This is a genomic window from Vibrio mediterranei (assembly GCF_013364395.1).
Taxonomy (GTDB): Bacteria; Pseudomonadota; Gammaproteobacteria; order Enterobacterales; family Vibrionaceae; genus Vibrio; species Vibrio mediterranei.
Window position 1 is genome coordinate 1,888,350 of record NZ_JABXGK010000008.1, and the last position, 12,212, is coordinate 1,900,561.

At 45.0% G+C, this 12,212-nt stretch carries 12 protein-coding genes; 3 read left to right on the top strand and 9 right to left on the bottom strand.

The window, feature by feature from the left end:
* Positions 1-11: 11 nt before the first annotated feature.
* Positions 12-926, bottom strand: coding sequence for a LysR family transcriptional regulator (locus tag HOP38_RS25565; RefSeq protein WP_124941599.1), 915 nt, complete (start codon positions 924-926; stop codon positions 12-14).
* A gap of 106 nt (positions 927-1,032) precedes the next feature.
* Here HOP38_RS25565 and HOP38_RS25570 point away from each other — a divergent pair, with 106 nt between their 5' ends.
* On the top strand, positions 1,033-3,051 hold the full coding sequence (locus HOP38_RS25570) for an alkyl/aryl-sulfatase (RefSeq protein ID WP_198559310.1): 2,019 nt from the start codon (positions 1,033-1,035) through the stop codon (positions 3,049-3,051).
* Between the two features lie 55 nt (positions 3,052-3,106).
* Here HOP38_RS25570 and yegD read toward each other — a convergent pair whose 3' ends face one another.
* A complete protein-coding gene (gene yegD, locus HOP38_RS25575) occupies positions 3,107-4,459 on the bottom strand; it encodes a molecular chaperone (RefSeq protein WP_006069741.1) in 1,353 nt (450 codons plus the stop codon).
* A 163-nt stretch (positions 4,460-4,622) separates the two neighbouring features.
* Here yegD and HOP38_RS25580 point away from each other — a divergent pair, with 163 nt between their 5' ends.
* Positions 4,623-5,081: a GNAT family N-acetyltransferase gene (locus HOP38_RS25580; protein WP_031493571.1), complete on the top strand. Its 459-nt coding sequence runs from the start codon at positions 4,623-4,625 to the stop codon at positions 5,079-5,081.
* Positions 5,082-5,097: 16 nt separating this feature from the next.
* Here the strand turns inward: HOP38_RS25580 and HOP38_RS25585 are convergent, their stop codons facing one another.
* The 7 genes from HOP38_RS25585 to HOP38_RS25615 all read right to left on the bottom strand — a co-directional run bounded on the left by HOP38_RS25585 (position 5,098) and on the right by HOP38_RS25615 (position 11,026).
* Positions 5,098-5,523 carry a hypothetical protein gene (locus HOP38_RS25585; protein WP_198559311.1) on the bottom strand — a complete coding sequence of 142 codons (426 nt, stop codon included), beginning with the start codon at positions 5,521-5,523 and terminating at the stop codon, positions 5,098-5,100.
* A gap of 136 nt (positions 5,524-5,659) precedes the next feature.
* Positions 5,660-6,538 (bottom strand): L-ribulose-5-phosphate 3-epimerase, encoded by an 879-nt coding sequence (locus HOP38_RS25590; protein ID WP_198559312.1) that lies wholly within the window; start codon positions 6,536-6,538, stop codon positions 5,660-5,662.
* 9 nt (positions 6,539-6,547) lie between these two features.
* The gene (locus HOP38_RS25595) at positions 6,548-7,195 is read right to left on the bottom strand and encodes a 3-keto-L-gulonate-6-phosphate decarboxylase UlaD (RefSeq protein ID WP_006069737.1); all 648 of its coding nucleotides are present in this window, start codon (positions 7,193-7,195) and stop codon (positions 6,548-6,550) included.
* A gap of 5 nt (positions 7,196-7,200) precedes the next feature.
* Positions 7,201-8,022 carry a Cof-type HAD-IIB family hydrolase gene (locus tag HOP38_RS25600; protein WP_006069736.1) on the bottom strand — a complete coding sequence of 274 codons (822 nt, stop codon included), beginning with the start codon at positions 8,020-8,022 and terminating at the stop codon, positions 7,201-7,203.
* Between the two features lie 4 nt (positions 8,023-8,026).
* Positions 8,027-8,719: an L-ribulose-5-phosphate 4-epimerase gene (locus HOP38_RS25605; protein WP_198559313.1), complete on the bottom strand. Its 693-nt coding sequence runs from the start codon at positions 8,717-8,719 to the stop codon at positions 8,027-8,029.
* 10 nt (positions 8,720-8,729) lie between these two features.
* Entirely contained in the window at positions 8,730-9,209 is a 480-nt protein-coding gene (locus HOP38_RS25610) for a PTS sugar transporter subunit IIA (RefSeq protein ID WP_006069734.1), read from the bottom strand.
* 56 nt (positions 9,210-9,265) lie between these two features.
* Positions 9,266-11,026 (bottom strand): PTS ascorbate-specific subunit IIBC, encoded by a 1,761-nt coding sequence (locus HOP38_RS25615; RefSeq protein WP_006069733.1) that lies wholly within the window; start codon positions 11,024-11,026, stop codon positions 9,266-9,268.
* A 365-nt stretch (positions 11,027-11,391) separates the two neighbouring features.
* Between HOP38_RS25615 and ulaR the strand changes: the two genes are divergently transcribed.
* A complete protein-coding gene (gene ulaR / locus HOP38_RS25620; RefSeq protein WP_006069732.1) occupies positions 11,392-12,147 on the top strand; it encodes an HTH-type transcriptional regulator UlaR in 756 nt (251 codons plus the stop codon).
* Positions 12,148-12,212 lie beyond the last annotated feature (65 nt).

The following is a 12,212-nucleotide window of genomic DNA, read 5'->3' on the forward strand; positions in this document are numbered from 1 at the left end:
TTTGTCGACTCTCAGTGACCGAGGTTTAGCTCAGACAGGTAGGAGAGCAGCTTCTCCCGAAGCCATATATTGGCTTTGCTGCTCTGCTCTCGACTATGAGCGACCAACTTAAAGTCGACAGGGATCGGGCGAAACGGTGCTTCGATAATCTGAATATCAAAACGCTCCGCAAACAAAGTAGCCACGCTACGGCTCATCATTCCAATGCTCTCACTACTTGCCACTAATGCCATCAACACCAAAAGAGAATCGCTTTCTGCAGCTACCTTTCTCCCTCTAATATTCTCCTCAGTAAAATAGTCCGCTAAGAAGGCGTTTTCTCGTCTGAGCTTAAGAGTGATGTGCTTCTCCTGATAGTACTGCTCAACCGTGATATTGCCGCTGATTCGTGGATGTGATTTGCTGGCGATCAAACAGATTTGGTCAGTAAAGAACGGCTGTGAAAAACACAGCGAAGGTGTACGTTTGGCAAAGTCTATCGCTAGGTCTGCTTGACGTAAATTGAGCTTATCGAGCAACTCCTCTTCGGTCGCTAAGGTAGGATGAAGTACGATCTCACGTTCTCCCAAGGTTTTATCCGCTTCAATTTTCGGTAATAGCATCAGCATCACTGGTTCTGACGTGTAAACGGCAAAACGCCTTTTTCCTTGCACACTGAAATCTCTAACACCATCAATGGTGCTCTCTATGGTTTCCAGAGCTGGCTCAATATGGCGAGCTAATTCGTGAGCTAAATGCGTCGGCGCAATGCCTCGACCATCACGAACAAAAAGCTGCTCACCGAGTTGAGCTTGAAGTCGCTTTAAAGCCCCACTGACACCAGGTTGGGTCAAGTTAAGTACCTCTGCCGCCACGGTTATCGACTGATAACGATATACGGTCACGAACACGCGCATCAGGTTAAGATCAAAATCAGAGGCATTCATAAACATCACCATTAGTTATGTATTAACTAAATTAAATTGCATATTTAGTTATGAGTCAAGCCGCTATATTGACCTTAATTCCTGTTCTAACCGTGTGAGGTCAATTATGTACCGCAAACTTGTGCCATCTACTATCACCATTGCGATTCTTGCATCATTCAACGCTAGTGCTGATTACGTTGGCCTAGAAGACTATCAAGGCAAACCTGCGACTAGTCATACTATTGAAGCTAACCAAGCGTTAGCCGCCACTCTTCCTTGGGAAGATACTTCTGCTTTTGAACGCACGCAAAAGGGGCTGATTGCTGAATTTGGTAATCATGCTGCAGGTGAGCTGAGAAATCGCTTCGAATTTATGGCTGAAATGTCAGTCGAAGACATCCCACCGACGGTAAATCCATCGATCTGGCGCCAAGGTATGTTGAACTACGCTGCTGGTGGACTGTACGAAGTGACCGATGGCATTTACCAAATTCGTGGTGCCGACCTGTCTAATATGACCATCTATCGCACTGACAACGGCTACGTTATTCATGATCCATTGCTATCACGCGAAGCCGCTGAAGCATCTTGGGACTTTGCCAAGCAACACCTTCCAAAGATCAATGGCGAGCACAAAATCACCGGCATGATCTATTCGCACATGCACGCTGACCACTTTGGTGGCTCAAGAGGCATTGTTGAATCTGGAGATTTTGCTGACAATGCAAAGATTTATGCGCCAAAAGACTTTATCAAAGAGCTAGCAGATGAGAATGTCATCGCCGGTACAGCAATGGGACGCAGAGCAAATTACCAATACGGTACGACACTGTTGAACGATGCGAAAGGGATCGTTGATAACGCGTTAGGTCTTGGCACATCGCGCGGTGAAGTGACCTTAGTAGCTCCAACAACAGAAATCCAAGAACGCGAAAAAGTTATTACCATTGACGGCCTAGATTTCCACGCTATCAATATGCCGGGCGCGGAGGCACCAGCTGAAATCGTCTTATATGTTCCGCAGTATCGCTCCCTTAATACCGCAGAGCTAACCTATGATGGTATGCACAATATCTACACCTTCCGCGGTGCAAAAGTACGTGATTCCTTGGTTTGGACTAAGTATTTAACCGAGCTGAAGCTACGCTATGTTGATTCTGGCTTAGTCGATAACATTCACGCCGCGCACTCAGCTCCGGTTTGGAACGATCCAAACACGGAAGGTAACGAGATTTCCGCTTATATGGCGTTGCAACGCGACAACTATGGTTTCATCCACAACCAAGCAATGCGTCTTGCTAACCACGGCGTCACCATCCATGATGTGGGCAGAGAAATTGAACGCCTAGTACCAGAATCACAAAAGCAAACCTGGCACACCAATGGGTATCATGGCTCTTATAGCCACAACGCGCGAGCTGTTGTGAACTTATATCTTGGTTATCATGATATGAACCCCGTAAATACCAACCCACTAAAATCTAAAGAGAAATCTTGTGTATACGTAGAAGCAGCAGGTGCAGACACTCTATATCAAGCAGGACTGGCACATTTCAACAATGGTCAGTATCAAGAGGCGTCCCAACTGCTCAATGACTTAGTGCAGTGTGACCCGAATAACATTGACTATCGCTTTGCACTAGCAGACAGCTTTGAGCAACAAGGCTACCAATCAGAAACTATGGCATGGCGTAACTCCTACTTACAAGGTGCAGTGGAGCTAAGAACTGGCGAGATATCACCTTCAATCAAGCTGGCATCAGCTGACGTAATTGCTAATACTCCTACAGGCATGTTCCTTGATTTTATTGCAGTTAAACTCAACGCAGAAAAAGCAGAACAAGCTGAATTGGACTTTAGTTTCGGTTTATATCACCCAGATGTGGCAGAGCGTTACTACGGTGAAGTGTCTAATGCCAACATGAGTAACATCGAAGTGGACACTCTACCGAAAACTGATGTTGAGCTCATCGTACACAAAGCGGATTTAACACGAATTGCATTGGGTCAAACGACATTAGAAGCTTTGTTGAAGTCGGGACAAGCAGGAATCAAAGGGGATGGCGAGTTAATCGGAAAACTTGCTGCCACCTTGGACGAATTTGACGGAATGTTTGAAATACTTCCGATGCCAACCAAATAGACACATAAGCCCAGAGCTAAGCTCTGGGCTTATTTTATTCAATCTAAAACACACACTATTTAAAACACACGTCCGCCCAACGCGCTAACCCTGCCGTTACCGAACCAAAGTAGTTGCCAGATACTACAGGGATATTAGGTAGCACTTCTTGAACTGCATTGCGTAATACTGAAGAGCGTGCTGATCCGCCAGTCATATAAATGACATCAGGTGAGGTCGCAGATTGCTCTACTGCTTCTTTGACTAACGCCTGGATTTTTCTGGTCGGGTTATCAATGGCTTCTGCCATTTGAGCATGGCTGATATCAATGCCAACTTGTTCAGAGAACAAATCAATCATAGCGCGATATTCTGCTGAAGATTCAAGTGCGATTTTTGCTTTCTCAGCTTCGCGAATAACGGCATAACCTAACGTGTCTTTGTGCAGTGTGACCAGTCTCGATACTTTGTCTTGTTCAATGGCTTCTTTAGCAAGAAGTTGTAGCTCTTTTAGATTGTCATGAGCGTAGAACTTACGTTGAGCTTGAACATCATTAATCGCTATAGGGTTCCAAAATTGCGTCACAGGAATGTCTAACCCTGAGTGGCGCTTAGTCCCCATTCCGAATGCATGCATAAAGCGGCGAAATGCGATGTAAATGTCCAGATCGTTTCCGCCTACAAGTTGGCCGGTATGGGCGATGAGTGAAGAGTCTCTATCTGCTTTCCCCACCCAACTTGGCCCCATTTGAATAAATGAGCAGTCCGTCGTACCACCACCGATATCGACCACCAGCACATTTTTATCTTCAGTTAACGATGACTCGTACTCAAGCCCTGCTGCTACAGGTTCAAACTGAAACTCGACATCTTTAAAGCCTGCACGCGTTGCCGCTCGCGATAAAATACCTTCCGCCTGACGGTTAGAGGCATCACCGCCACGACCTAAAAAGTTAACAGGTCTACCAATAACCGTTTGGCTGATGCTTTGTCCCAAGTGCAATTCCGCCTGACGTTTTACATTGCTCATCATGGCGCACACCAAATCTTCAAAAAATGATAGCTGCATATCTCGAAGCCCCATCGCGCCCAAGAAAGATTTCGGCGACTTAATGTAATAGACGTCTTTAGGGTCTTCGAGGTACAGATCCAGCGCTGCTTCACCAAACAGTACATCCGTAGGAATCACTTCAATCCCTTCTTCTCGATTGAGCTTTACCGCACGTCGAAGCACGGCTTCACCTACTTCGTTGGAAGGTCGAATATCCAAGCAACGAAACAAGTACTCAGACACAGTTTCAGCCGTCGGAGCACAAAGCGTTGAGGGGATATAACAGTTATCACCCACCAGTGGGATCTGCTCGATGGCGTTATTTACAAGATGAGCGACAGAACAGTTCGCGGTTCCGTAGTCAAAACCAATGGCCATGGGTTACCTCAACATAAGAAAAAGGGCGGCAAAGAATAGCAGCCTCACAATGAAGTTCAAGGGGCAGAACCTTAAACCCTACACATGTAGACAGGTCAAAAGAAATTTTGCGCTACACTGTAGACATCGTTTTTACAGTGTAAAGCAGAATAAAGGTTGTGTGATGCATGAACCGCCGTTCACTTTAGAGCGCTTCGAACCTAAGCACGCTAAGCAAATCGTGACGCTTTGGCGCCGCGCTTTCGTGCAGGCGTTAGGCATAGAGCCTATTCATTCTGTTGAATCTCAGTTGTATTTTTTAACCAATATTTTGCCGCACAGTCATGACATCTGGGTGGTACTCACTCTAGAATCGAAACAACCCGTAGCGTTTATGGCAATTGATCGGAATGAAATTAATCAACTGTATGTCGCACCTGAGTTTCAGAGAAAAGGCATCGGACGTTTGTTAGTCGAAGAAGCACAAGCTCGTAGCGGAGGGGAATTGTCACTGAGAACATTTCAAATCAATCACAACGCGATCGAGTTTTATCGTCGACTTGGATTTACCGAACATGAAGGTAATAGCGATAACGAAGAAGGGCTAGAAGATATAGTATTTCGTTGGGTGCAGGAGCAATAATTCACAACGTTCGTTACTATGCTTTGACTTGAACAAATTTACTATAAGTACTGACCTTACCGTTTATGTATTCTACACCATCGTGAATATTCTGCTCAGAACTACCTGCGATTTGATATTCAACGATGAACTCGCCGCTGATCACTTTAATAAACAGTAACCCATCAATGACTTTCCACAAACCCGATAACGACCTGCCGCCAAACATATCACGCTCAACTAAACTACCATTAGGACGTAGCTCAATAAGCGAACTAAAGCCATCTTGGTTAACCTTGACCCATGATTGTTGATGTACTTCAAAGCTTAGGATTTTCCTACGTTTTTTCATCCACAGTTTGAAATCTCGCTGCTGTAGCTCAGTCAAAACTGGAAGATCTTCCATTTCTAGCAACGTATTCTGTGTTTGATGCCAAAATAATTGGAGATGCAGAAGTTTCATAGCAGGCTTAGTGTCGAAAATGGAGGGCTAACTCTGAGGTAATCAACGAGGGATGTCAATAGATGAAAAAAGACGCAGCTTGGAGGGAAATCGCTGCGTCTTACTTCAGGAGCTCATATTAACCAATGTTTGCCAACTAGCTGAACAGCAGAGGTACCTCCACGCTTTGACAAACTTGGTTTAATCGTTGCTTGGCTATCTCAATATTTTCGCGCCAGTTATCATCTTGCGCCCACATTTCAATCACCATTGGTACGACACAATCGGTACGTTTAAGTGTCTCGAAAATCGCCTCAAAATCCACTTCACCATCACCAATCACCAAATCCCTAAACTGACCTTGGTAATCGTTGGTAACTTTATAAGTGTCTTTAAGGTGAATTTGCACAATGTGCGGCATACTCAAGGCCAGTTCCGTCGATACGTCATAATTCCAACCTGAGATGTTACCCACGTCAGGATAGGCCGTGAAAAATGGCGAGTTTACTTCACGATTAAGCACTTCAAATTTGCTTAATGAGTTGAGGTAACAGGTATCCATTATCTCGACCGCTAGCATCACACCAGCTCGCTCTGCCATTTTTGCAGCTTGCTTCATCCCTTGGATAAAGTTCTGGTGCGTCTCTTGGTTAGCTGGCTCATAATAAACATCATAGCCCGCGAGCTGGATGGTTCGGATACCCAATTTAAACGCTAACGTAATCGCTTTCTCCATATGTAGGTGTGCTTGTTGACGTACTTGTGGATCCAAAGATCCATAAGGGTACTTGCGGTGAGCACTAAGACACATTGATTGCAAAGGGATCTCGTAGCGTTCGCATAACCTTTTCAGATCGTAAATGGTCTCGTCATCCCAATCTAAGCGGCTTCTTCTTTCATCCGATTCATCGACGGAAATTTCTAAGAAATCGAAACCGAGCAGCTTGGTTTGTTGCAGTTTTTCTTCCCACGACAGTTCATTAGGCAACGCCTTTTCATACAGTCCCATCCGCGGTCTATCTAGCATCTGAAACATAGTGGCTCCTTAGTTCCAGAAACGGTCAATTTGCGCACGCAGTGCTTCTGCGGTCGCTTTTCCGTTCTCGCCAGCGAGTGCACGACCTGCGATAAACGTTTTTGCCTTAATGCCTTCAAATAAGTACAAATCTTCTGGCACTATACCACCTGTAATGGAGAGCTCGATGCCTAAGTCCGACAATTGACGCATTTTAACTAAGTCTTCTTCAGTCCAACCAACACCCGCAAGTTCTGCATCGCGAGAGCGGTGATAGATGGCTTGCTTGATACCTAGATCTACCCATGCTTGCGCATCTTCCATGGTCCAGTTGCCGTAAATTTCAATTTGAATTTCACCGTTAAACTCATCAGCAACTTTCTTACATGCGCCTATGGTTGCAATATGAGCGGCAGCTGACACCGTGATCCAGTCTGCACCAGCTTCAAATGCCATTTTAGAAAGAATTGCACCACCATCAGTAGTTTTCATGTCGCAAACAAGTACATGCTCAGGGTGGTTCGCTCTTAGTGTTTTTACTGCATTCATTCCTTCTGCAAACGCGAGAATGGTGCCTACTTCAATCACATCCACAAAGCTCTCTACATTGTTTGCTACTTCAATCGCTGCAGATAGATTGGTTTGATCTAGAGCGATTTGAATCATTGGTTTAGTCATCTTACTTATCCTTTAATTTTTTCACGTATTAAACGGGCAAGGCCGTCTTCGTTGTTATTCGTTTTGCAGGTGATTTTGGCGCTTTGTTTTACCATCTCATCGGCATTTTTCATGGCGATGCCAAGCCCGGCATACTCAAGCATGGAAATGTCATTGTGGTTGTCACCAGCAGCAATGACATGATGTGCTTCGTAGCCAAGTCCTTTGACGTAATCAGCCAATCGTTTACCTTTGCTATTCCCTTGAGCGGCAAAATCAATACGATTGGACCAAGAGCGCTCACCATTAAAATTGCGCTTTATCCAAGAGTGTTCTGAGAGACGCTGAACCGAACTCGGCGCGCCCTCCACCACAAATTTCCACACATAATCAGTCTGTTGTGCCAATTGGCTGAACGAATCTATCTTGCGTATTTGTGGCTGATGCTGCTTCGGAAATTGCATTGCCCAAGACTCCAGCGCTTGCATATAAGCAATAGGATTGGCTCGGCTGTACGTCATCTCATGCGTTACGTACATCACCATTTTCATTTGAAATTCAGTGGCTAGTTCAATGAACTTCAACGCATTGTCTTTATCGATAGCGTTATGCTCTACTACCTCATCTCGTTGGTAGTCATACACATAGGTACCGTTGCAACATATGATTGGCGTCGTCAGCTCTAGCTCATCGTAGAATGGCTTTGCTGCGGTATGATGTCGGCCAGTAACAATGACGACATGACATTGCGTTCGAGCCATGTGGATAGCAGATTTCACCTCCGGGTGAATCGTGTGGTCATCCGTTAATACCGTGCCATCTAAATCAAGAGCCAGTACTTTATACATAGGCTTACCTCTGGCCGTAATAGGCGTTCTCACCATGCTTACGCAAGTAATGCTTGTCTGACAGTTCTGGTTGAATCTTGATACCGCTATTGAGAGAACGTGTCGCTAATGCCATCGCCGAGATTTCTTCAAGCACGACAGCGTTGTGAACCGCATCGTGACCATCTTTGCCCCAAGAAAATGGCGCGTGTCCAGCTACAATCACACTTGGAATCGACATCGGTTTGATATTGCGTTGGTTAAATTCCTCCACTATCACCAAGCCAGTATTGCGCTCGTACTCCCCTGCGATCTCCGCTTTAGTTAGCTTACGCGTACAAGGAATGTCGCCGTAAAAATAGTCTGCATGGGTCGTACCCAGTGACGGGATATCAATGCCCGCTTGAGCCCAAATAGTAGCGCTGCGTGAGTGGGTATGAACGATGCCACCAATTTCCGGAAACGCTTTATAGAGTTCAACATGCGTATCGGTATCACTGGATGGATTTAGCGACCCTTCCATTCGGTTGCCATCAAGATCAATCACTACGATGTCATCCACCTTCATGTCATCGTATTCAACGCCAGATGGTTTAATCGCAATGACGCCACGTTCGCGGTCAATTTCAGAGACATTGCCCCAAGTAAACGTCACTAGTCCATATTTTGGTAATGCGAGATTGGCAGCGAGAACTCGTTGTTTTAGTGCTTGATACATAACGCCTCCGTTAAGCCATCTCAGCGGCTAAGGCTTCATCGATAACGCGGTAGATGTCTTCTTTTGATTGGCAGCGGCGCAATTTATCGAGATCAACGCCCGTTTCACTGTCTTCATCATCGAGTACCTGGGTAACTTCCATTAAGCCTTCCATATGCTCATCAGACGAACTACCCGCTAAAGTAATCAACACATCGACAGGCTCATCTTCACCTTCGAAATAGACTGGCGTGTTCAGAGTCACTAGTGCAAACGCGGTTTTAATCACACCGTCTTCTGGTCTCGCATGAGGAAGTGCAAGATTCGGAGCGATACAGATGTAAGGACCTAATTTTTCTACACTACTGATGATGGCCTCATGGTAAGAGGGCTTGATAGCGCCAGAGGCAATAAGCATGTCGGTACCAATGGTAATCGCTTCACGCCAATCACCCGCATGAGCGTGCAATTTGATAGAGTTGTTTTCGATTAGGGATTGCTTCAGAGCCATGATTTATCTCCTTCATCGGGCCAGCCATTACGCTGGCCCTTTTTGGTGTGTCGTTATTATTTTTGTGTTGCGAAGTTGGTGTTTATGATGTCGAGTAGCTCATCACCAAATGAATTTGGGTTAAGCATGTTTTGTACACCCAGCACAAACTTGCCATCGCCTGGATCCATCTCAGCAGAAAGGTGCTTAGATGACACGATGATGTCGGTAGATGCGAGTTTCGATTTGTAGTCAGACACGGCACATGAATCCATCACGTGGGGTATGCCTTTCTTCTCAAGATACTTACCAATCTTCATCTTCATCATCATTGATGAACCTTGACCGTTACCGCACACAGCAAGGATGCTTACTGGACGTACACCGTCGCTGGCTTCTACCGCTTTAGCTACAGCTTCAATCACTTCTGGTTCTTCTGTAACCGTTACCGTACCTTGAGCATCTTCTTCTGCACGCAATGCACGTGATGCGTAGAACATGTACACACCAGATAGCGCGACAAGAACGAAGAAGAACAAGTTAGATGCAGATAGACCTTGCATGATTGGTGGGAAAATTAACGCCCAGTCCGCCATACCCATCCAGCCGCTGAACTCAGTGCCTTGTTGGGTGAATAAGTGGATAGCCCAAGCCGAACCCACAACTTCGATGATGCCCATTACGAAACAGATCTTCATTACCGCTTTCCAGCCACCAAAGTGGTTAGCAAACACACCGATCGTTGCGTTAGAGAAGAACATTGGAATGAATCCAGGAATGATCATGATTGGCGCATCAAACGCTAACATCGCAAGAACCGCGACGAACTGACCAATCGCACCCCACATGAAACCAAATACCATTGCGTTTGGAGAGAATGCGTAGATAGCCGCACAGTCAATTGCCAATACCGCGTTTGGAATTACTCGCTCAGAAATACCTTTGAAAGCTTCTGACAGCTCAGCGACAAACATACGAACACCGGCAACAATAACCTGAATCGCTACCGCAAACTTAAGACCAGTCTCAAGGATGTAGATTGTCCAGTGCGTGCTTCCAGCCATGGTTTGTAGGTTATCGAGGCCAAATGAAAGAAGGATAATACCGAAGAAAACCGTCATCACGATCGCTGTTGCCGCGATGCTATCGTGGAATATGTGCAACCATTTAGGCAGTTCTAATTGGTCAACGCTATCATTTTTGTCACCCAGTTTTGGTGCCACTTTGGTAGCAATCCAAGAAGCAACCTGTTGTTGGTGACCAATTGAGAACCCAGCGCCACCGGTGACGGCTTCTGTTGGCTTAAACATGATATTGGCGGAGATACCCCAATACAGCGCCATCAGAATTGCTGAATAGATGATCGTTTCCCACATACTAGCACCAAGCACGAAGTAGAATACTGCGATCAAACCCGCTTGTTGGAACATGATATGTCCAGTAAGCATGATAGTGCGAATACCGGTATAGCGACGGAAAAGAACTAGTAGAATGTTGATGCCGAGTGCTAAAAGAACGGCATAGCCTACCCATGAGTAGTTATCACCCATCGTCTCCATGGTAGCCATCATTGATGTGTATGGGTCAATGACCGAACCGGTGAGTCCGTGGAACTCAGAGAGTTTTTCAATTACGGGTTTGAAACCTGCGACTAAGGTTCCCGCCCCGACTTGTACCAGCATAAAGCCGACAATAGTTTTGATTGTACCTTTGATGATGGTGGTGCCGTCACGTCTGAGTAGCCAGTAACCAATACAAGTTACCAGACCCAGTAGCAGCGGCGCTTTGGTCATTACTTGACTGTAAAATATGTAGAAGATGTCGTATAGAAACTCCATATTCTTGCCCCTTGGTAATGTTTTATATTTATGTGTAGGTCAGAGATTGTCCGTGTCGTTCACTGATGTTCTGTTCAGTAGTTGCTCACAACACAAACATTACCAATCATAAGTAATCATTCAATGCTCATTTATGATTATTTTGATTTTTATCAATTTTCGCGTTCTATAAACTTTATTTTTGCCAACACGATCACACACGAAAACAACAAGCTGTTTAATATCAATAACTTAACTATTTTTAGTGATTTACTTAGCACTTTTAGGGCGAGAGAATTTGACAGTCAGCCCTGAGCAAAATAGAATCATTACAAATCAAAAATAATCACCAAGTAATCACTTGATGACAAATTAAGGTGATAACCATGAATGAATTACAAAGACATGATGGAATCTTGTCTCTACTTGATGAAAAGCGAGTCATCAATGTGGCTCACATCATCGAGAACTTCGATGTTTCGCCTGCAACCGCCAGACGTGATATCGCAAAACTAGATGAGCTAGGTAAATTAAAAAAAGTAAGAAATGGTGCAGAACGTATTGAGATTAAGCGTAAGGCTTGGAGCCCACTCAATATTGATACCACCGATCATTACCACGAAAAATCACGCATTGCAGTGAAAGCCGCCTCCTTGTGTCAACCAGGCGATAGCGTTGTGATTAACTGTGGTTCAACAGCTTTCTTATTAGGACAAGAGCTATGCCAGCAAGATGTGCAAATAGTGACGAACTATTTTCCACTCGCCAGCTATTTAATTAATGAGGATCATGAAGATGTCATCATTATTGGCGGGCAATACAACAAAGCACAGAACATATTTCTTAATCCGTCACCAAACTCTTTAGGCGGATACGCCGGCCACTGGATGTTTACCAGTGGTAAAGGGCTCACTGAAAACGGTTTGTACAAAGCGGATATGTTAACCGCAGTATCTGAGCAGCAAATGGTAGAACAGATCGACAAACTCGTTGTTGTGGTAGATAGCTCGAAAATAGGTAATCGCACTGGCATGCTTTTCTGCCCAGCAGACAAAATAGATATCTTGATTACTGGCAAAGATGCCAACCCTGAAGTGATAGAAGCAATAAGAAGTAACGGCACCGAAGTGCTTCTCGTGTAAATAATTAACTAACCAAGTCCAGAAAAAATACCCAAGTACCTCTTTGCAAAAAGAGGTGCTAGGCA